Origin of the sequence: Vibrio sp. OPT18 (assembly GCF_015163615.1) — a bacterium.
Taxonomy (GTDB): domain Bacteria; phylum Pseudomonadota; class Gammaproteobacteria; order Enterobacterales; family Vibrionaceae; genus Vibrio; species Vibrio coralliirubri.
Genome location: NZ_JADDYK010000036.1, coordinates 205,775 through 228,812, shown reverse-complemented (window position 1 = coordinate 228,812; position 23,038 = coordinate 205,775). Strand labels below are relative to the sequence as shown.

12 protein-coding genes, 2 pseudogenes and 1 other annotated feature are annotated in these 23,038 nt (G+C 45.7%); of the genes and pseudogenes, 6 read left to right on the top strand and 8 right to left on the bottom strand.

Annotated elements, in window-relative coordinates:
* From IQQ51_RS26855 to thrA, 3 genes and pseudogenes are all read right to left on the bottom strand, one after another.
* Positions 1-195, bottom strand: a pseudogene (locus IQQ51_RS26855) (threonine synthase); the annotation flags it as partial.
* A complete protein-coding gene (gene thrB, locus IQQ51_RS09030) occupies positions 192-1,148 on the bottom strand; it encodes a homoserine kinase (RefSeq protein ID WP_193840880.1) in 957 nt (318 codons plus the stop codon). The pseudogene IQQ51_RS26855 and the gene thrB, both read right to left, overlap by 4 nt.
* Positions 1,149-1,165: 17 nt before the next feature.
* A complete protein-coding gene (gene thrA, locus IQQ51_RS09025) occupies positions 1,166-3,625 on the bottom strand; it encodes a bifunctional aspartate kinase/homoserine dehydrogenase I (protein WP_193840860.1) in 2,460 nt (819 codons plus the stop codon).
* A 29-nt stretch (positions 3,626-3,654) separates the two neighbouring features.
* Positions 3,655-3,773, bottom strand: a sequence feature (Thr leader region).
* A 317-nt stretch (positions 3,774-4,090) separates the two neighbouring features.
* Between thrA and IQQ51_RS09020 the strand changes: the two genes are divergently transcribed.
* Positions 4,091-4,549, top strand: a complete 459-nt coding sequence (locus IQQ51_RS09020) for a ribonuclease regulator (RefSeq protein ID WP_193840859.1) — start codon at positions 4,091-4,093, stop codon at positions 4,547-4,549.
* Positions 4,550-4,661: 112 nt separating this feature from the next.
* Here IQQ51_RS09020 and IQQ51_RS09015 read toward each other — a convergent pair whose 3' ends face one another.
* Positions 4,662-5,147 (bottom strand): putative 4-hydroxy-4-methyl-2-oxoglutarate aldolase, encoded by a 486-nt coding sequence (locus tag IQQ51_RS09015; protein ID WP_017059310.1) that lies wholly within the window; start codon positions 5,145-5,147, stop codon positions 4,662-4,664.
* A gap of 47 nt (positions 5,148-5,194) precedes the next feature.
* On the opposite strand from IQQ51_RS09015, the pseudogene IQQ51_RS26850 reads away from it, so the two are divergent.
* Positions 5,195-5,296 (top strand): annotated as a pseudogene (locus IQQ51_RS26850) (ribonuclease activity regulator protein RraA); the annotation flags it as partial.
* Positions 5,297-5,725: 429 nt separating this feature from the next.
* Entirely contained in the window at positions 5,726-6,442 is a 717-nt protein-coding gene (arcA, locus tag IQQ51_RS09010; RefSeq protein WP_004741534.1) for a two-component system response regulator ArcA, read from the top strand.
* 135 nt (positions 6,443-6,577) lie between these two features.
* Here arcA and IQQ51_RS09005 read toward each other — a convergent pair whose 3' ends face one another.
* From IQQ51_RS09005 to IQQ51_RS08990, 4 genes are all read right to left on the bottom strand, one after another.
* Positions 6,578-7,021: a hypothetical protein gene (locus tag IQQ51_RS09005; protein WP_017070077.1), complete on the bottom strand. Its 444-nt coding sequence runs from the start codon at positions 7,019-7,021 to the stop codon at positions 6,578-6,580.
* Between the two features lie 7 nt (positions 7,022-7,028).
* Complete coding sequence (gene arcB, locus IQQ51_RS09000) at positions 7,029-9,398, bottom strand: aerobic respiration two-component sensor histidine kinase ArcB (protein WP_193840858.1); 2,370 nt, start codon at positions 9,396-9,398, stop codon at positions 7,029-7,031.
* A gap of 174 nt (positions 9,399-9,572) precedes the next feature.
* Positions 9,573-11,324, bottom strand: a complete 1,752-nt coding sequence (locus IQQ51_RS08995; RefSeq protein ID WP_193840857.1) for a diguanylate cyclase domain-containing protein — start codon at positions 11,322-11,324, stop codon at positions 9,573-9,575.
* 91 nt (positions 11,325-11,415) lie between these two features.
* Positions 11,416-12,369, bottom strand: a complete 954-nt coding sequence (locus IQQ51_RS08990) for a TIGR01212 family radical SAM protein (protein ID WP_017059306.1) — start codon at positions 12,367-12,369, stop codon at positions 11,416-11,418.
* Positions 12,370-12,899: 530 nt separating this feature from the next.
* Between IQQ51_RS08990 and gltB (IQQ51_RS08985) the strand changes: the two genes are divergently transcribed.
* The 3 genes from gltB (IQQ51_RS08985) to gltB (IQQ51_RS08975) form a co-directional block, all read left to right on the top strand.
* Positions 12,900-17,447, top strand: coding sequence for a glutamate synthase large subunit (gene gltB, locus IQQ51_RS08985; RefSeq protein WP_086971375.1), 4,548 nt, complete (start codon positions 12,900-12,902; stop codon positions 17,445-17,447).
* Positions 17,447-18,916, top strand: coding sequence for a glutamate synthase subunit beta (locus tag IQQ51_RS08980; RefSeq protein WP_193840856.1), 1,470 nt, complete (start codon positions 17,447-17,449; stop codon positions 18,914-18,916). Before gltB (IQQ51_RS08985) ends, IQQ51_RS08980 begins: the two co-directional genes overlap by 1 nt.
* Before the next feature lie 428 nt (positions 18,917-19,344).
* A partial coding sequence (gene gltB / locus IQQ51_RS08975) for a glutamate synthase large subunit (RefSeq protein ID WP_228012754.1) occupies positions 19,345-23,038 on the top strand: 3,694 nt, incomplete at its 3' end.

Here is a 23,038-nt window from a genome sequence, read left to right as displayed (position 1 = left end):
TAATTCATCACCAATCAATGCTGACAGAATCTTTGAACTACGAGGGACAAAGTCCTCTGCTAGCAGCGCATCGATATCATCAAACTTTGGCAGTTCAGATGGGAAAAATAGACCTTGATTACGGCCTAAGCCTTGACGAACGGCTTGGCCAAAAGAGACTTGTTCATCATTTTCTTTGATGTTGTACAGTTTCATAACTCACTTCCTGTAACGATCGAACCTTGCTTATCTAGGCGACAAACGTGAACGAATCCTTCTTCATTTTGTACGTAATTTTGTTCTAACCAGCGTGCAACACGCTCGGCGACATCTTGTTCTTTGCAAATGCTAAATAGAGTTGGACCGCTACCAGAAATACCAGTAGCCAGTGCCCCAGCCGACAGCGCGTATTTACGAGCATCAGCAAACCCTGGAAGCAGTTTCTCACGATATGGTTCAGCGATCACGTCTTTGATCATCTTCGCAGCCAGTTCAGGTTGACCTGAATGACACGCGTGGATAAAGCCCGCTAAGTGACGACCATGAGCAATGATATCCTGACGACGGTATTGAGATGGTAGGATCTCTCTCGCTTCCGCCGTTGAAACCTTAATACCTGGATAAGCCATTACCCAGAACCAGTCGTCAAAACACGGCACTTCTTGGCTGATGATGCCTAGCTCTTCAAGCATGAGCTGCACGCCACCAAGGTAACATGGAGCAACGTTATCGTAGTGGATACCACCTGAAATCTTGCCTTCCATTTCGCCCATCAGAGCAAGCAGTTCAGTTTCATTCAGTGGCTGACCGTGAAAACGGTTTAACGCATCAAGCGCCGCGACAATTGAACATGCACTAGAGCCCAAACCTGAACCGATAGGCATGTTCTTTTCTAGCGTCATTTCCAAAGGCTTTAGCGTAACGCCTTTTTTATCAAGCTCTCTCGAGAACACCACCCAGCAGTCGTAGACGATGTTTTCTTTTGCTTCAGTTGGCAGCTTAGAAACAAAGCTGCCTGCTGTTTTAAGTGAGAATGGTTCATCACCTGCTTTAACCATAACTCGGTCACCCAGCAGTGTGCCATCCACTGGAGACACAGCGGCCCCCAGCACGTCAAACCCTACACTGACATTACCGATTGATGCAGGAGCATAAACGACAACATCCATATCACTTGAACTCATTCCTAAACTCCTAATTTCCAACCAAGAGTACGCATCACATCAGAGAATACGCCAGCTGCTGTTACTTCAGTACCCGCGCCGTAGCCACGCAGTACTAGAGGGATTGGTTGGTAGTAACGGCTGTAGAATGCTAATGCGTTCTCGCCATCTTTAATCTTGAACATTGGGTCGTCGCCATCAACAGCTGCGATACGAACCTTACACTTACCTTCAGCGATTTCACCCACATAGCGAAGTACTTTACCTTCTTCTGCTGCGATAGCTGACTGCTCTTTGAAGTAAGCATCCGCTTCTGGCAAGCGAGCCATAAACTCTTCAACCGTACCTGAATCATCAAAACCCGGTGGCAGAGCTTGGTCTACTTCAACATCTTCAAGTTCAAGCGCCATGCCTGCTTCACGAGCAAGAATAAGCAGCTTACGCGCCACATCCATACCAGATAGATCATCACGAGGATCCGGTTCAGTGAAGCCGTTATCTTTTGCAATGTTGGTTGCTTGGCTCAGTGTCATACCTTCATCAAGCTTACCGAAAATGTAAGACAGTGAACCTGAAAGAATACCGTTGAATTTCTCAAGTTCATCACCTGCAGAGATTAGGTTCTGTAGGTTTTCGATTACCGGTAGACCAGCACCTACTGTTGTCTCGTACATCAACTTACGACGTGAGTTGCGTGCAACTTCACGAAGCTGGTGGTAGTAAGCCATGCTTGCTGTGTTTGCTTTCTTGTTTGGTGTTACCACGTGGAAACCAGCCGCTAGGAAATCAGCGTACTGCGCCGCAATACCTTCGCTAGACGTACAGTCAACCAATACAGGGTTGATGATGTGGTTACGTTGAACCAAAGCCGCTAAGCGAGCTAGGCTGAACTCTTCAGTTGCACTCGACATTCGGTCACGCCACTGCTCTAGCGGTAGACCATCGCTGTCTAGCAACAAACCTTTACTGTTTGCTAAACCACATACGCGAATCACGATGCCTTTTTCAGCCAGTTTACCTTGCTGACGTTGGATCTGGTCAACAAGCTCGCCACCAACACCACCGACACCAACAACGAATACGTCTAAGAAGTGCTTAGAGTTAAATAGGTTCTCGTGACACGCTTTGATTGCTTCAGAGATTTTGTCTTCAGGGATAACCGCTGAGATAGCGCGCTCAGATGAACCTTGAGCAATAGCAACAATGTTGACGTTCACTTCAGCTAAAGAAGAGAAGAACTGAGATGCTACGCCACGTGAAGTGCGCATACCGTCACCCACCAGCGTTACAATCGCAACGTCATCCATGAACTCAACCGGCTCTAACAGGCCATCTTTAAGTTCAAGTTCAAACGCGTCTGACAACACTTGTTTCGCTTTCACTTTGTCAGCTGATTCAATACAGAAGCTGATGCTGTACTCAGAAGAAGATTGAGTAATAAGGACAATAGAAACGCCAGCAGAAGACATCGCGCCGAATACACGACTCGCCATGCCTACCATACCCTTCATACCTGGGCCTGATACGTTAACCATTGTTAGGTCGCTTAGCGTCGTAATACCTTTAATTGCCAGGTTATCTTCGCCAGTGTCTTGGCCAATCAAAGTACCCGCACCCTGTGGGTTAAAGCTATTTTTGATTAGGCAAGGAATATGGAATTGTGCGATAGGCGCGATAGTTTTCGGGTGTAGAACCGAAGCGCCAAAGTAAGAAAGCTCCATCGCTTCTTGGTAGCTTAATGACTTAAGAAGACGAGCATCATCGACTAAACGCGGGTCACAGTTGTAAACGCCGTCTACATCTGTCCAGATCTCACAGCAATCAGCACGTAGACATGCTGCTAGAACTGCCGCTGAATAATCAGAGCCGTTACGACCAAGTGTGACTAACTCGCCTTTATCGTTACCTGCTGTAAAGCCCGGCATGATATTTACGTGACCTTTAGGCAGTGGCGATTGACGGAAGTTCTGAGTTGAAACATCCACATCGACCATAGCTTCAAGGTGATCACCTTTAGCGTATAGGTATTGAACTGGGTCAATCAGGCTTGCTGGTTGGCCTTTCGCTTCAAGTACCGCTTTCATCAACTGGATTGAGATTCGCTCACCTTTACTGATGATGCGAGCATTAACATGGTTCGGGCACATACCCAATAGGTTAATGCCGTTTACGAACTGTTTTAGCTGAGCAAGAGAAGTATCAACCTGCTCTTGGAACGCAGAACCATCAATAGAAGGAACAACAGTTTGAATATCTGCAAACAGTGCAGCGAATGAGGATTCGGTCTCTGTAATCTGTGCGTCTGCTTCACCATTTTTAAGTGCAGCTTCAATTACAGCGACCAACTTATTGGTTGTTTTTCCTGGAGCCGATAGTACAACGGCTAGCTCTTCTTGCTGGGCATTATTAGCGATGATATCAGCCGCTCGTAAAAAACGATCTGCATCAGCTAATGATGAACCTCCAAACTTTAAAACGCGCATCCCTTTCTCCATAAGTCATAAAAATGGTACAAAAAAAGGCCTGTATCTTGTTGGATACAGGCCTTTTTTTTAAAATCCGTTACTTAGCAGCCTGCCCCAACAATGTTAATGTCGGTAATAATAATGGTTGTGGTCATTACTAGGTGGCTTACGTGCTGCATATCAAATTCTCTGCTTGTGCTTTACTCTACGTGTATCAATTTTTACCACTGGACGTCAATGAAAAGTTGCGTTTTTTTTACATTCGCACCGTTTTTCAGAGCAAACCGTCATTTAAGGGATAAAACACCCTGTATAAACCTTCACTTAAGATACTGGATTTACTCATAGAACAGGTAAGAGTAATCAGTTGCATATATAGTCATAACAAAATGCTATATCGATTGTGCAGCGAACGTACAAGTTCTGTGCTTTAATTGAACGATAACGTTCGAAGAACAATAATAATGACATCAGGAGTGGGAAATGAAGAGATTACTTATTCTTTTGGCTTTTGCTATGCCTGCTGTTTGTTCAGCGAATAGCTTGCCTCTACTACCCAGCCAGATCGATAGTTCTTCTCATAAATTCTTTATCTCCACACAAAACGCGTCGAGTGAAAGCTTCGATACTTGGAAGATAGACAGTGGCTACTCTTATAGCTTGTTTTCAGATGTGGATCTTTTCGTCGGTACACGTATCAATAGTGCGGCACTGAAACAGGAAAGTGGATTCTTGAGCGGTGTCAGTTATCAGTTTTCAGAAAGAGTCTCTTTCAACAGTTCTCTGCACACCTATAAAGACGAAACCGAAGACAATGAGAAATCGGTAGCCGCAGAAGTTTCCAGCCGAGTACAACTGACAGATAACCTAGATTTGCATGCCACCCTTGATTATGAAGAGTGGCAGCAAGGTGTTGAAGTGGGATTAGGGTTTCGCTTTTAGTCTCTTTAGTTTGTTCTTTATTAACTGATTAGTGCGGATTGAGTTCCAAACTTTCAGTACATCACAAACCATTCCCCGTTCTAATCTATCAACAGCATTAAATTTGAGTCAGTTACGATTCAATTAACAACTCAGATGAAATTAACACGCCATTCCAATCGGCATAAATATAGTCACCAGGCTGAATCAGTTGATTATGTATAGAGAGTGTCACATTCACTTGGCCGACACCGCGTTTCTCTGTTTTGAATGGCGATGCACCTAACGCCTGAACGCCAAGGTCCATTTGCGACATCATGCCTACATCACGCACTGCACCGTTTACAATCACGCCTTCCCAACCGTTTTCTATCGCGAGAATAGCGAGTTGATCGCCAAGCAGCGCCTTCTGGCATGAGCCATTTCCGTCAACGACCAGTACTTTGCCGCAGCCGTCGGTCTCTAAAACCTCGCGAACCTTGGAATTATCGTGATAACAACGAACTGTTACAATTTTTCCAAAGAACGCACCACGTTGGCCGAAGTTCTGCAATGGCATGTTCAGTAGAGTGACTTCGCTTTCAAACTCATCACACAAGTCGGGTGTTATATCGTGCATATATCCTCCGTGAGTAAGGCGTTACCGGTTATGTCAGGCTAGCCTCTATGCTTTTATATGTTATTAAAATTAATCCTTTGTTTTCATTGTTCTATGCTCAATTTATTACTCAATAAAAGTTGATTGAGCATATTTATCTACTAGACTCTTAAGACAGCTTTCAGCTTCCTTGGTTCATAATCCGGTCTTTAGCAGGCAAGATGTGAGAAGCATCTCGAATAATCATTCTTGTTTTGGTGCTAAATAGTCACCATAACATTGGTTAAGTTGTAGCCATACTATTAAAGTTTGTTGCGATACGGCAATTGATGTAAATCAACAAAGTGAATGGAATTAACATTCTCGCGTTGTTAGCATGCTGTTAACATTATAGAATCCACTCCAATCACTAAAAGAATGATTGAAAGGCGTACTGGATCTACGTTATTGGGCAATACTTCAAGGAAGGCAGATAGCTGGAAGTAAGTGTTTTTTTGAAAACTTTAAGTTATCATCAAAAATACATTACCTGTATGTTATGTTTTTGCCTAGAATTTATTCTATTAGCACAGTTTCGTCACAAATTTAGGTACCGCCAAATGCAAACCCCGCAGATTCTTATCGTTGAAGATGAGCAAGTAACTCGTAACACTCTAAAGAGTATTTTTGAAGCAGAGGGATATGCTGTTTTTGAGGCTAGCGACGGTGAAGAGATGCACCAAGTGCTATCTGACAACCAAGTTAACCTTGTAATTATGGACATCAACCTTCCAGGTAAGAATGGTCTACTACTTGCGCGTGAACTACGTGAGCAAGCAAACGTAGCGCTTATGTTCTTAACTGGTCGTGATAATGAAGTTGATAAGATCCTTGGCCTAGAGATCGGCGCTGATGACTACATCACTAAGCCTTTCAACCCTCGTGAACTGACTATCCGTGCACGCAACCTTCTGAACCGTTCAATGAGCACAAGCTCTGTTCAAGAAGAGAAGCGTAGCGTTGAGAAGTACGAGTTCAACGGTTGGGTACTAGATATCAACAGTCGTTCTCTGGTTAGCCCAGATGGCGAAGGCTACAAGCTACCTCGTTCAGAGTTCCGTGCTCTACTTCACTTCTGTGAGAACCCAGGTAAGATCCAAACACGTGCAGACCTTCTCAAGAAGATGACAGGCCGTGAGCTTAAGCCACACGATCGTACTGTAGACGTAACAATCCGTCGTATTCGTAAGCACTTTGAATCTGTTTCTGGTACGCCAGAAATCATTGCAACGATTCACGGTGAAGGCTACCGCTTTTGTGGTGACCTAGAAGACTAATTCGATTCACGCTTCTGACCATTTAGCACTACTCACCAGTAAGTACTTTGAACATTAGAAGCGTCATCAATAGTTATTAAAAAGGGAGAATGCCAACGCATTCTCCCTTTTTATTGTTCTTAATTGGATAAGGTTTTAATAAACCGTATCCACCTTAACATCTTTCTCTACTAGCCACTTCACGGTTTCGCCATCTTTAAGCTCTACCGCCACATCAACAGGCTTATCACTGTCGATCTCTAGCTGCCATACAAACGCGACTTCCCATTGAGTTTCACTGTGTGTTCTTAAATCAAGATCGTCAGCCGTTACCAACAAGGTGTCTGCACCCTGTTTAACCGTAACACTCTCAACCGCAAGCGTTGCTGGCAGTTGTGAGTCTGACTCTAGGTAGATAGAACCATGCAGGGTCTTATCTTGAGTCTCGCCAATCGTTGGCATCTTGTTGTGCCAAAGGTTGCTTTTCATGGTAACTGTTGCTGCAGATACTTCGACTTGATTATCTTGCTGCCATTCTACTTGTGGCGTAGAACAACCCGCTAATGCCACTACACATGCGGCGAATGCTAATTTTTTCATTATTCTTCTACCTTTGGTTTAACCAACTCTTTAAGACTTCAATGTCATTCTGGTATTCGTTATTTATCTCATCAACCCAATCTGAAATATTCTCCCACCACGCAGGCATATCTGGAGATTGAGCTTTTTGGGCAACTTGTTGGATACGTTTCAGACCAATAGAACCTGCAGCACCTTTAATCTTATGTGCCTCAGAAACGATACTGGCTTTATCTTTCGCGACCATGTTGGAGTTCAATATTTCCATATACTCCGGCATCATATCTTCAAACATCACGATGCTATCCAAAACCGGTTTTGGTCCAACAATGTCAACATAAGACTCTAGCATATCAATATCAAGCAAAGTGGTATCAATCGCTGAAAGAACAGGCTTAGTGGCGTCGACTTTCTCAATGCTTTCAACCTTCTCCGTACCCGCTACTTTCTCAATTACCTCTGGCGCATCTTCGATCAGCTCGCTGATGACATCTTGAATAGCTCGAACTGACAAAGGTTTGCTGATCGCTTCGTCCATGCCTTTCTGGAAATACTCTTGCTTGTTGTTTAACACGTTGGCAGTTAATGCCACCAAAGGCGGTAGTTGGCTGTATTTCTCGCGGTAGTATTGAGCAATATCGAAACCTGTCATGTCTGGCAGTTGGATATCTAACAGTACCAAGTCATAGTCTTCCGGGTTAAAAGCAATCTGAGCCTCTTTACCCGTCATTACTACGGTCACCTCATGGCCCAGACTTTCAAGTAGAGAGCGAGCCACTGTGATATTGAGTTCAATATCTTCTACCATGAAGATCTTAAGATTCGACTGCTTTCTTGGCGTTTTGATCAGTGCCTGAGTATCGTGATTAACTGGAACTCGAATCGAAACCGTAAAGGTGCTACCAAAGCCCTCTTCGCTGGTGACTTCAATGTGGCCATCCATCATATTGATCAGCTGCTGTGAGACCGCGAGGCCAATACCCGTGCCGACAGCGTGCAAGTTGTCCGTTCCTGATTTGACCTGATAGTACATCGCGAAGATCTTCTCGATTTCACTTTCAGGGATACCAATGCCGGTATCTTCCACTTCCATCGTAATGTTGGCAAAGTCACCATCAATGTCGGCGCTGACTGTCATCACCACTCCACCATCTTTGGTGAACTTCATCGCGTTACTAACAAGGTTCCACAGTACCTGTCTAAGACGAGTACCATCCACCTCAACAGCAGCAGGAAGATCAGACAACCTTTCTAGATCGAATCTCAATCCTTTCTGCTCGGCCATCAATGCAGAGATACTTTCGATCTCGACAACGAAATCTTCAAAGTTGATAGGCGTTGGGAAGAGCTCAAGCTTACGGCGGTCGAACTTATCCATGTCGATAATATCGTTAAAGATATTGCCCAGTGTCACCGCGCTCACCTTGATGGTTTGCATCTGTTTACGCTGCTCGGTGGTCAGTTGGCTATCAAGCAACATGCGACTCAAGCCAATAATACCGTTGAGCGGCGTTCTTAACTCGTGGCTAATGGTTGAGATAAAGGTGGTCTTATCGCGGCTGGCTTTTTCTAGATACTCTTGGTGCTCTTTGCGCTCAGTGATATCGCGGCCGAAACCGACTAAACCTAAGTGGCGGCCATCTTTGCTGTAGAAAGGGACTTTACGCAGTTCGAAATAACTCTTGCGGCCATCTGGGTATTCAAGCCATTGGTCATAAGTCAGTGCTTGGTTGTCAGCAAATACTTTCTTATCGGTTTCAACAACTTGCTGAGCGACCTCTTTGCTGTAAACATCCCAAGGCGTTAAACCAACTAGCTCTTTTTCTGTTTTACCAGTGAGCTCTTCAACCGCACGGTTACAACCAGAGAACACACCATCTTCATTACGGTAGTAAATAAGGTCAGGCGAGGCATCGATAAACGAGCGTAACAGTGCAGTACGTTCTGCGAGTTCAAGCTGAGTACGCTCGCGCTGGAACACCTCGTTTTCGAGATCTTGCATTGCTTCTGCGCGCGCTTCTTCCGCTTTTTCACGCTCTTCAATTTCTTGATTAAGCTTCTCGATATTGAGCTGCATTTTATTGTTGAGTTCTTGGTCTCGCTCACGCATGTCGCCAAGTTTAGAGACCAATTTCGCTAACCTTTGACGTGATTCTTCCAACTGGTCCACGACCACTGACAGAAAATAAACCGCCCAAGGCGTGATCACTAAACCGAAGAAAACTGAACGGACAATGTCGATGTCATCAACATTGCCTTTGAGTGCGAGGGTGATACCGACTTGCACAACAACAGCGAGGGCAACAAGCGCTAGGGCGAGTAAGATAGAAAAGCGGACAATCCCCAGTTTTACGAGTAGATCCACGTAATACTGGGCAAGATTTTTCATGGGTTTCATTTAGCGCTCCATGCGATAAGACTAGCAACATTCTACCCTGTTTGAAGATGGGAGGTAAGCTAGCTACATCACACGCAGCAAGTGTTCAGCGGTAATTTCGAAGGTTAATTAACCAATACAAATACTAACTAAGCAAAAATAGCCGGGGATAATCAAATTGCCAATTTTATAGCGTTAGCGAATTGAGTATGGATGCACCATTGAACGGTTGCGACCGTCTGATTTCGCTTGATACAACGCACTATCAGCCAAGGCAACAGCCGATTCCATTTCATCATCAGGTGTAGGAATGTAAGAGATAATACCAATACTCACCGTGATGAATTCAGAGACTGTCGACTTCTCATGCGCAAGTTCCAATTTTAGGACTTCGTCATGAATACGCTGCGCCACCAGCTGAGCACCTTCGGTCGTTGTATTTGGCAGAATAAAGCCGAACTCTTCACCACCATAACGAGCCACACAATCAGATGAACGATTCAACACCTGCTTAAATGCCTGAGAAACCTGAATCAAAGCATCATCGCCTTGTTGGTGTCCGTAAAAGTCGTTATAGCCTTTAAAGAAGTCGATATCACATAGCATGATCGTCAGTGGCAGCTTATCACGCACATGATAATGCCACAGTGTAGAGAGCTGTTCATCGAAACGACGTCGGTTAGAAACTTTAGTCAGGCTATCCATAAAGCTGAGGCGTTCAAGTTCAAGGTTGGCTTCTTCAAGCTTTTGTTCTGCTAGATAACGCTCTGTAATATCACGCGCCATGATCAACACACCATTAGTGCTCGATGCTGGATCTCTAAACGGTGATTTGACTACATCATACCAAGTAAATGCTCCATCACTTGAGACCACTTTGTCGATATAACGCAGCGATTTACTTTGATGAAGCACTTGATGATCGGTTTCTGATATTCGCGTATAGATGCTATGTGGCACCACATCTTGTAAACGCTTACCGATCAAGTCACTGACTTCAGAGATACCCAGCGCAGCCACAAATGGTTTATTACACGCTTGATAAACCATGTTTTCATTAAAGATACCAATCGAGTCTGGGCTGGCCTCCAGGATGTTTTGCAAGATGGTGTCACGCTGCGCAAGTGCCACTTCGGTATCTTTTCGCTTCTCCATTTCGCCACGCAGCTTCTGCTGCATGTCATGCCAATCGGTCACATCATGGCTAATAGAGAGCGTACCTATGGTTGATCCGTCTTGTGAGAGCAAGACACTTTGGTAGGTTTCAAGCAAGCAGCTTTTTCCATCTTGATCTGTAGTCCAAGAGCGTTCACTTACACGACCTTTTAATACTCCACCAGAAACACTCAGGGTGCCCTCTTCAGCACGACCATGCCAAAACTTTTTAAACGAGCGATTACTCGTCACTAACTGACCTTTCTGATCTTTCACGTAGATCAGCTCAGACAAAGAATCCAAAGCGGTACGAGCAACATTCAGTTCTCGAACTTCTTGGGACAGTTCTTCGTTAGTGTTTTTATAAGGTGAGGCGTGAATCATCCAAGCCTGCTTATTTCTAAAATGGATCTTACGACCGATCAAGTTGATCTTGAACGACTCAAATTCAGAAAGCGTCCACAGGGAGACCTGTTCGAAGGCTCGAGAGTTGATGTGGTTGGTTAAGTAGTGACGAAAGCTGTTCTCGCTTTCCACAGTAGGAAAGCGAAAATTAACACCGATTTGGCGGATACCGAGCAACTGCATGGCTTGGCGATTGGCATAAAGTATTTCGCCACTTCGAACATCAACAAAGTAGAGTGGCGACGGGGTAGCAAGTAGAAGCGTTTCGATATGCGACTGATAACGAGAATAGAGATGCCAGCAGATGAGAGCAATCAGCAATACAACAACGATATAAATACCGTAGCCATACGCCCTGTCCCACAACCAAGTCATTACCAGTTCCATTTACTCTCAATCTATACCATAAAATCTGTGAGGGAAATGTTACCACTATTTGTTGGTTTTATCTGCTGTTACCTACAGTCACCCATTTCTATTAATTGGCTGCGTTTAAAACAGGCAACGTGTACTCGAATGCAGAGCCCGTTTTGATGCCTTGAGCACCGGTTTTATCGAGCGAACGACCTATTTCAGTCATCGCTAACCAGCGATTCTCACACCATAAAGGAGAAAGCAACGTTGGGCGTCTCGCCGCTGAAGAAACACGGTGATAAACCACGTCCGCAGGCGTGCGTTGAATGATCTCACTCGCGATATCAATGTACTCTTCAAGGCTTGGTGCTTCTAGCTTTCCTGCCTTCCACGCCTTAGCCATGGTACTGCCCTCTACTATATGAAGGCCGTGAAGCTTAATACCATCGGTGCCAACGGCTAATACCTTATCTAAGGTTTCAAGGTTATCCGCTTTAGTTTCTTTTGGTAGACCAACAATCAGGTGAGTACACACCTTGATACCTAAAGCGCGTGCGCGTTGGGTGATCGTTTCATACACCGCAAAATCGTGGCCGCGGTTAATTCGCTTGAGGGTTTTATCATTGGCGGTTTGTAGGCCGAGCTCGAGCCAAATCTCATAGCCTTGTTTAACGTAGCCCGCTAACAGATCCAACACCGCATCAGGCACACAGTCTGGTCGCGTACCAACACAAAGGCCGACGATCTCTGCACCGGGTGCTTTTAGCGCCTCTTCATACATATTCTTGAGCACTTGCACCTCAGCATAAGTGCTGGTGTACGCCTGAAAGTAAGCCAGGTACTTCTTGGCACGAGCAATCTCACCCGCACGATCTTTTAGCTGGTCAGCAATACTTTGAATTTGAGTTTGTTCATCGGCAAAGGAAGCCACGTTACAAAACGTGCAACCTCCACGGCCAATTGTCCCGTCTCGGTTTGGGCAGCTGAAACCACCATGAAGCGTCAGCTTGTGAACCTTCTCGCCATAGCGGCGTTGAAGGTCTTGGCCGATAGTATTGACCAACTCGTGTAATTGCATATTTTCAAAGCACTCAAGTAAATAAGAATGAATATCAGTCTTTTTTTGAAAAAAAATTACATCCCTGCAAAATTCGACCAATTAGTTTACTCAAGGCTTTTTGCGAGCAACCTAACAAATATCAATAAACATGCAAAAAATCGGCTCTATTTGCCTAATGTTGCACATTTGTTAGGCATTAAATTCAAAATAAAACGAAAAAAATGGTCTACATGGGTCAACTTTCATTGCAATTCGCCTAGACAAAATTGTAGGATACTTACACATATTGGCTATTTTTGAGTATTTACTTACAACGAAAACTTGCTAATAAGTCGGTGATATCTAACTCCCACCTATATAAACCACTAGTTTGTGGTTAAAAATAAACAGGTATCACTAAGGATTGTTTTTCTCGCAATACTTTTCCTGCGAGATACGGAAAGGATTCAAACCGCCAGCATAGGCAGGTTTAGACCCATAAATATAAAAGGACAAGGCTGACTTTATACAAATAAGTTGCGCCTAGATTTAACTGGAAGGATGTATCTATGGTAGATCAAGAGCAGAACTCACAGGGTCTGTATACTCCTGAATTGGAGCATGACGCTTGTGGTATCGGTTTTGTTGCGCATCTAAAGAATCGCAAATCTCATGATGTAGTAACTCAAGCACTCGATATGCTTGCACGTATGGAACACCGTGGCGGCCAAGGCTGCGATCCGTGTTCTGGTGATGGTGCAGGTATCCTGCTACAGAAGCCGCACGAATTCTTACTAGAAGAAGCCGTAAAGCTTGGAATTAAGCTGCCATCTTTTGAAAAATATGGTGTTGGTGTTGTACTTTTCCCTAAAGATGAACACAAACGTGCACAGTGTCGTGACATTCTAGAACGCAATGCACAACGCCTTGAGTTAGAAGTTATCGGTTACCGTGAACTTCCAACTGACAATTCAATGATTGGTGCTGACCCACTAAGCACTGAACCTCAATTTGAACACGTATTTATTTCTGGCGGCCCTGGTATCACACCAGAAGAGCTTGAGCGTAAACTGTATGTTCTACGTAACTACACGGTTCGTGTATGCCTAGAAAGCGTTTCAAATATCGGTGATGACTTCTACATCAACTCTATGTCTTACAAGACATTGGTGTACAAAGGTCAGCTAACAACTGAACAAGTTCCTCAGTACTTCCTAGACCTGCAAAACCCAACCATGGTGACAGCTCTAGCACTGGTACACTCTCGCTTCTCTACCAATACATTCCCACGTTGGCGTCTAGCTCAGCCTTTCCGTTACATCGCGCACAATGGCGAAATCAATACGGTTCGCGGCAACCTGAACTGGATGAAAGCACGTGAAGCAATCCTAGAATCGGATCTGTTTACACAAGCTGAAATCGACATGCTGCTTCCTATCTGTCAGGAAGGTAGCTCGGACTCATCAAACTTCGATATGGCGCTTGAGCTACTTGTTCTTTCAGGTCGTACTCTGCCACACGCGTTGATGATGATGATCCCGGAAGCATGGCAAGAAAACAAAAACATGGATCCAACTCGTCGTGCGTTCTACCAGTACCACGCGAACGTAATGGAACCATGGGATGGCCCAGCATCAGTATGTTTCACCGATGGTGTTCAAGTAGGTGCAACACTTGACCGTAACGGTCTACGTCCTTCTCGCTACACAGTAACTAAAGACGACTTCCTAGTAATGGCGTCTGAGTCTGGTGTTGTTGAGATTGCACCTGAAAACGTTGAGTACCGTGGTCGTCTGCAACCAGGTCGTATTTTTGTTGCTGACCTTGAGCAAGGCCGCATCATTTCTGATGAAGAAGTGAAAGACAGCATTGCTAAAGCACAACCTTACGAAAAGTGGGTTGAAGAGAACCTTCTGAGCTTGAAAAAGCTACCAGATGCGAGCAACGAATTTAGCCAACCTTCTCCAGAGAAACTACTTCACAAACAACAATCGTTTGGCGTGAGCTCTGAAGAAGTAAATGAAATTATTCTACCTCTTGCGAAAACAGGCTACGAGCCACTTTCTGCAATGGGTGCTGACTGGCCGCTAGCGATTCTTTCTCACCAATCGCAGCACCTTTCAAACTACTTCAAACAGTTGTTTGCACAAGTAACTAACCCGCCGATCGACCCGATTCGTGAGCGCATGGTTATGTCTCTGAACACTTACCTAGGTAAAGATCAGAACCTACTTGCTGAAACACCTGAGCACTGTCAAAAAGTAGAACTTGAGTCTCCAGTACTGTCTAACTCTGAGTTAGAAAAACTGCGTGCAATCGATAACGAGCACCTTCAGGCGAAGACGCTGGACATCGTATTCCAAGCAAATGGCGACCAAGGTAAGTTAGAGCGCGCACTTAAGCGTATCTGCCAATACGCAGAAGACGCCGTGATTGATGGCTACTCTATCATCCTACTGACAGACCGTGCGGTTAACTCTAACCATGCCGCTATTCCAGCAATGCTGGCTGTTGGCGCGGTTCACCACCACCTAATCCGTAAAGGTCTACGTGCTAAGTGTGACATCGTTGTTGAAACGGGCGACGCTCGTGAGACACACCACTTTGCAACGCTTATCGGTTATGGTGCGAACGCAGTTAACCCATACCTAGTCATTGAAACGATTGTTGAACTACAACGTACTAAGAAGCTAGATCCAAACGTACACCCACGTGAGTTATTCGATAACTACCGTAAAGGTGTTAACGGCGGTCTACTTAAGATCTTCTCTAAGATGGGGATCTCTACGCTGCAGTCTTACCACGGTGCACAAATCTTTGAAGCACTTGGTGTTAGCAAATCAGTGGTTGAAAAATACTTCACAGGTACTGTTTCTCGTATCCAAGGTCTAACGATCGACGATATCGCACGAGAAGTACTGGTTCGTCACCGTGTTGGTTACCCAGCTCGTGAAATCCCAGCTCAGATCCTTGATGTTGGTGGTGTTTACCAATGGAAACAACGTGGTGAGAAGCACCTATTCAACCCTGAAACGATTTCTCTACTTCAAGAATCGACGCGTAACAAAGATTACGGTCAGTTCAAGAAGTACGCAAAAGCAGTTGATGACCAAGGCGACAACGCAGCAACGCTACGTAGCCAACTGGACTTCATCAAGAACCCTGCAGGCTCTATTCCTCTAGCAGAAGTAGAACCAATCGAGAACATTCTTAAGCGTTTCGCAACCGGCGCAATGAGCTTTGGTTCAATCTCGCATGAGGCTCACTCAACACTGGCTGTTGCGATGAACCGCATTGGTGCGAAATCAAACTCAGGTGAAGGTGGTGAAGATCCAGCACGTTTCGAACGCAAAGAAAACGGCGACTGGGAACGTTCAGCAATCAAGCAGGTGGCTTCTGGTCGCTTTGGTGTAACGTCTTACTACCTATCTAACGCTGATGAGCTACAAATCAAGATGGCTCAAGGTGCGAAACCGGGCGAAGGTGGTCAACTACCTGGTGATAAGGTTGATGACTGGATCGGCGCAACGCGTCACTCGACTCCAGGCGTAGGTCTTATCTCTCCGCCGCCACACCACGATATCTACTCAATCGAAGATTTGGCTCAGCTGATCTACGATCTGAAAAACGCGAACCGTAACGGCCGTGTCAACGTGAAGCTAGTATCAGAAGCTGGCGTAGGTACGATTGCATCTGGTGTAGCGAAAGCGAAAGCTGACGTAGTACTTATCGCAGGTTTTGATGGTGGTACGGGTGCATCTCCGATGTCTTCTATCCGTCACACAGGTCTGCCTTGGGAGCTGGGTCTAGCGGAAACTCACCAAACACTACTGAAAAACGGCCTACGTAACCGTATCGTTGTTCAGTCTGATGGTCAGATGAAAACACCACGTGACCTTGCAGTAGCAACGTTACTTGGCGCTGAAGAATGGGGCGTAGCAACAGCAGCACTTGTTGTTGAAGGTTGTATCATGATGCGTAAGTGTCATAAGAATACATGTCCTGTTGGTATCGCAACACAGAACAAGACTCTGCGTGAGCGTTTCGACGGCCGTGTAGAAGACGTAGTCACTTTCTTCCAATACATGGCTGAAGGTCTGCGTGAAGTAATGGCTGAACTTGGCTTCCGCTCTATCGATGAGATGGTTGGTCAATCGCACAAACTTAAAGTTCGTGATGACATCGGTCACTGGAAGTACAAGAACCTAGATCTAACACCTGTACTGCACATCGAGCAGGCGCGTGAAGAAGATGGTATCTACAACCAGACACAACAAAACCACAACCTAGAAGACGTTCTAGACCGCAAGTTGATTCAAGCTGCGATTCCAGCTCTTGAGAAAGGCGAAGCTGTGAATGCGAGCTTCCCTATCATCAACACGGACCGCTCTGCTGGTACCATGCTGTCGAACGAAATCTCGAAGGTTTACAAAGACCAAGGTTTACCACAACCAATGAACGTTAAGTTCCACGGTAGTGCTGGCCAATCTTTCGGTGCGTTCCTTGCAAAAGGCGTTAAGTTCGAAGTAGAAGGTGACGCGAACGATTACTGGGGTAAAGGTCTGTCTGGCGGTACTTTGGTACTGTACCCAGATGCGAAATCGACTATCGTTGCTGAAGACAACATCGTGGTAGGTAACGTATGTTTCTACGGTGCGACTTCAGGTGAGTCTTTCATTCGCGGTATGGCTGGCGAACGTTTCTGTGTTCGTAACTCTGGTGCGAAGGTTGTTGTTGAAGGCGTTGGTGACCACGGTTGTGAATACATGACTGGCGGTGTCGCGATTATCCTTGGCTCAACAGGTCGTAACTTTGCTGCTGGTATGAGTGGCGGTGTGGCTTATGTTTGGGATAAAGCGGGTGACTTCGAAACCAAGCTTAACTCTGAACTTGTAGACCTAGATCCAATAGAACAAGAAGATAAAGTTCTTCTACTAGATATGCTAACTAAGCATGTTGAATTCACAGGAAGTGAAGTTGCTCAGTCTTTCCTAGACAACTTTGAAGCAAGTGTTGCATCGCTAGTTAAAGTAATGCCACGCGACTACAAAGCGGTTCTTGAAAAGCGTAAAGCTGAAGCACAACAGGCACAAACGGAAGAAGTGGAGGCAGTATAATGGGTAAGCCTACTGGATTTTTAGAACACGGTCGTGAGCTTCCAAAGAAGCTCGACCCGTCAGTTCGAATTGAAGACAACAAAGAGTTCGTACTTAACGAAGAGTTTGGTGAAAAGATCAATACTCAAGCCTCTCGTTGTATGGACTGTGGCGTACCTTTCTGTCACAACGGCTGTCCGATTGGTAACATCATCCCAGAATTCAATGATGCGGTTTACCGTGACAGCTGGGAAGAGGCTTGGAATATCCTAAGCTCTACCAACAACTTCCCTGAGTTTACCGGTCGTGTTTGTCCTGCTCCTTGTGAAAGTGCCTGTGTTCTTGGTATCAACCAAGACCCAATCACTATCTGTAATATCGAGAAAACGATTGTAGAAACTGCGTACCGTGAAGGGTACGCAAAGCCTAAAACACCACGCTCTCGCACAGGTAAAACTGTCGCAGTTATCGGTTCAGGTCCTGCTGGCCTAGCCGCAGCTGAGCAGCTAAACAGCGCTGGTCACTCGGTAACGGTATTTGAACGTGACGAGAAAGTCGGTGGTCTACTTCGCTTCGGCATCCCAGATTTCAAACTGGGTATGGACGTGATTGATCGTAAGATCAACCTAATGGCTGAAGCTGGCGTTGAGTTTAAAGTTAACCAGCACATCGGTGTTGATGTTAATGCTCAACAGCTACGCCAAGAGTTTGATGTAGTATTGCTAACGGGTGGATCTACGGTTCCACGCGACTTACCAATCCCAGGTCGTGAGCTGGAAGGCGTTCACTTTGCCATGGAATTCCTTGGTCAAAACAACCGCCGTGCTAACGACTTAGAGCTTAAGACAGAAGAGATTCACGCTAAAGATAAACACATTGTGGTTATCGGTGGTGGTGATACTGGTTCTGACTGTGTGGGCACATCAAACCGTCATAAGGCAGCAAGCATTACTCAGGTTGAGATCATGCCGATCCCACCAGAGAAGCGCCCTGCAAACATGCCTTGGCCTCAATACCCAATGATCATGAAAACCACCACTTCTCATGAAGAAGGTTGTGAACGTCACTGGAACATCTTAACCAAAGAGTTCATCGGTAACGACCAAGGTCAAGTGACAGGTCTACGTATTGCTGACATCGTTTGGCAAGATGCGAAACCAGGTGAGCGTCCAGGCTTTGATGAAGTCGCGAACTCTGAACGTGTTATTCCTTGTGACATGGCATTCCTAGCAATGGGCTTCTTACACCCAGAGCCAACCGGTGTGCTTGCTCAACTAGACATTAAACTGGACGAGCGCGGTAACGTCGCTTCTGAAGGTTTTGCAACGAACCAGAAAGGCGTTTTCGCTGCTGGTGATATGCGTACTGGTCAATCTCTAGTTGTACGTTGTATTAATGAAGGTCGTGAATGTGCAATTGCCATTGATGACTTCTTAATGGGTAACTCAAACTTAGAAGCGAAAGCTGATTCACTCATGCTTTCCGCATAATATTTCTCGGGCTAACGTCGATGACGTTAGCCTAGAGGAAAAGCAACACCCTTCCTAACTTTTATATTTGGCTAGCACTCGATGCTAGCCTTTTTTCTATCTGGCACTTGTCGTTTTCAAAATCATCCTGTTGTATATGTTAAATCTCGTTAACATCCACCTTGTATATCTCATTGATATCCATCGACTATTTTAGATTATTAAGTGGCTAATCGCGTTTATGCATGATAATTAACCATGAACTTGACCTTAAACACAATTAGCTATACGTTGTAAAGCTGATGAAAATAAAATCAATCGGTTTTGTTAACACAACCAATAACGTTTTAACTGGCTAAAGCAAACTATCAGTTTATAAAAAACAACAAGTATATGAATAGTTAGTCATTTACTGTCTGGATGACAGAGAAGCAAAAGGGAGAATTGCAATGGCTCTATATGATCCTAGTCTTGAAAAAGACAACTGTGGATTTGGTTTAATAGCGCAAATGGAAGGCCAACCTAGTCATAAGTTGGTAAGAACTGCTATTTCAGCCCTCGATCGCATGACACACCGTGGTGGTATCGCTGCGGATGGTAAAACCGGGGATGGCTGTGGCTTATTACTACAGAAGCCTGACTCTTATCTCAGAATTATTGCTGAAGAGAATAACTTCAAGCTCGGCAAGCAATACGCTGTCGGCATGATTTTCTTCAGCCAAGATCCAATCAAAGCGCAGTCCGCGCAAGACATCGTCAATAAAGAGCTCGCTCAAGAGACCTTAACGGTTGCAGGTTGGCGCGTAGTGCCGACCAACACCGACGTATTAGGCCCGATTGCCAAAGATTCGGTTCCCAATATTCAGCAAGTCTTTATCTCAGCCCCTGCTGGTTGGCGTGAACGCGATATTGAACGACGCCTTTATATCGCTCGTCGCAGAATTGAAAAACAGATCACCGAAGACAAAGATTTCTATATTTGTAGCCTTTCGACACAAGTCATGGTTTACAAAGGTCTGTGTATGCCGGCCGATCTTCCGCGATTTTACCTCGATCTTGCTGACTTACGTATGGAATCGGCGATATGCCTGTTCCACCAGCGTTTCTCAACCAATACTCAACCACGTTGGCCACTGGCTCAACCATTCCGCTATTTGGCACATAATGGAGAGATCAATACCATCGAAGGTAACCGTCAGTGGGCTAAGGCTCGTGCCTATAAATTCTCTTCGCCGTTGCTGCCAGATTTACAAACCGCAGCACCCTTTGTGAATGAGACAGGTTCAGACTCTTCAAGCCTAGATAACATGCTCGACCTGTTCCTTGCCGGTGGTATGGATGTGTTCCGAGCGATGCGCATGCTTGTTCCGCCTGCTTGGCAAAATCACCCAGACATGGACCCAGATCTGCGTGCATTCTACGACTTCAACTCCAAGCACATGGAACCGTGGGATGGCCCTGCTGGTATCGTTCTTTCTGATGGTCGTTACGCTGCGTGTAACCTCGATAGAAATGGCCTGCGTCCTGCGCGTTATGTGATTACCAAAGACAACCTAATCACGCTAGCATCTGAGGTCGGTATCTGGAATTACGCACCAGATGAAGTTGCAGAAAAAGGTCGTGTCGGCCCAGGTGAATTGCTCGTCATAGATACGCGCCGCGGTAAATTGTGGCAATCTAACGAGATCGACAATGACCTTAAAGGTCGCCACCCCTATAAAGAGTGGATGGAAAAGAACGTTCACAAACTCACACCGTTTTCCGATCTGCCCGATGAGCAAGTCGGTAAACGCAGCTTTGATGATGACACGCTCAAGACCTACCAAAAACAGTTTGCGATGAGCAACGAAGAATCAGACCAAGTGCTGCGAGTGCTTGGTGATATGGGACAAGAGGCGGTTGGCTCGATGGGCGATGATACGCCAATGGCCGTTCTCTCTTCTAAAGAACGTCTCATTACTGATTATTTCCGTCAGAAATTTGCACAGGTCACCAACCCGCCGATCGACCCATTGCGTGAAAAACACGTGATGTCTTTAGCGACCAGTATCGGTAAAGAGATGAATGTGTTCTGCGAAACAGATGGTCACGCCTACCGTGTGACATTTAATTCGCCCGTTCTTCTCTACTCTGACATGCAGCAACTTCTGCAGTTAAATCAAAAACACTATGGTCACACGATTCTAAGCCTACACTACGATCCGGCTCAGCAAGATCTCGAACAAGCCATCAATGACTTGTGTGATCGTGCGGTTCAAGAAGTGCGTGATGGTACTGTGCTAATTGTGCTTTCAGACAAAGGTTTAGAAAAAGGGAAACTGCCAGTTCCAGCAGCGATGGCTGTCGGTGCAGTGCAAACCAAGCTTGCCGACAACAACCTACGATGTGATGCCAACATCGTGGTTGAAACCGCAACTGCGCGCGACCCACACCAATTTGCCGTGCTTCTTGGCTTCGGTGCTACCGCAGTTTACCCATACCTCGCTTATGAAGCGTTAGGTAAAATGTTGGATGATGGCTCTTTAGATAAAGACTATCGTGCCGCAATGCAAAATTACCAAAACGGCATCAATAAAGGTCTGTATAAGATCATGTCGAAGATGGGCATTTCAACCATTGCCTCTTATCGCTGTTCTCAGCTTTTCGAAGCTGTTGGCCTACATTCGGATATAGTTGAGCTCTGTTTCCGCGGAGTTACCACTCGAATCCAAGGTGCTAGCTTTAGCGATTTCCAGCAAGATATCTATAACCTATCTCGTAAAGCCTGGACTAAGCGCAAGCCGATCGAACACGGTGGTTTACTCAAATACGTACACGGCGGCGAATATCATGCCTATAACCCTGATGTGGTTGGCACTCTGCAAACCGCAGTAAAAACAGGTGAAACATCGGATTATCTCTCTTTTGCTAAGCAAGTAAATGCTCGTCCTGCCGCGATGTTACGCGACTTAATGAGCCTCAGAAAAGCCGACCAACCTCTACCACTCGAGCAAGTCGAGCCTAACAGCGATCTGTTTAAACGCTTCGACTCTGCGGCGATGTCGATTGGCGCGTTGAGTCCAGAAGCGCACGAAGCACTAGCAATGGCGATGAACCGCTTGGGTGGTTACTCCAACTCAGGTGAAGGTGGTGAAGACCCGCGACGCTTTGGTACTGATCGTAACTCTCGCATTAAGCAAATTGCCTCTGGTCGCTTTGGCGTGACGCCACATTACTTAACCAATGCGGATGTTCTGCAAATCAAAGTCGCACAAGGTGCGAAGCCAGGAGAAGGTGGTCAACTGCCCGGTCATAAAGTTACCGCAGAAATCGCTAAGCTGAGATACTCAGTACAAGGGGTAACACTGATCTCCCCTCCTCCACATCACGATATTTATTCTATCGAGGATCTAGCGCAGCTGATTTTCGACCTTAAACAAGTGAACCCTAAAGCCTTGGTTTCAGTGAAGTTAGTATCGGAACCGGGTGTGGGCACGATTGCAACTGGTGTAGCGAAAGCCTATGCCGATCTGATCACCATTTCAGGCTACGACGGTGGTACTGCGGCAAGCCCACTGACCTCTGTGAAATACGCAGGCTGCCCTTGGGAACTTGGCTTAGCGGAAACTCAACAAGCACTGGTCGCCAATGGCCTACGTCATAAGATCCGCCTGCAAGTCGATGGTGGTTTAAAAACTGGCCTTGATGTGATTAAAGGTGCAATTCTCGGTGCAGAAAGCTTTGGTTTTGGTACCGCGCCAATGGTCGCAATGGGTTGTAAGTTCTTACGAATTTGTCACCTAAACAACTGCGCGACGGGTGTTGCGACTCAAGATGAAACACTACGCCGCGAATACTTCAAAGGCCTGCCAGACATGGTGGTGAACTACTTTACAGGCCTAGCCGATGAAGTTCGCCAATACCTTGCAGAACTTGGCGTAGAAAAACTTACAGACCTGATTGGCCGTACGGATTTACTTGAAGCCGTTCAAGGCCTCACCGCGAAACAGAGCAAACTTGATCTCTCTTCAATACTCGAAGCTCCGGTATCTCCAGAAGGTCACCCGCTGTTTTGGACCGAGCCAAATGCACCATTTGATAAGGCTCAGCTCAACCAGCAGATCCTTGATGATGCACTCGATGCAATTGAGAAGCGCCAATCCA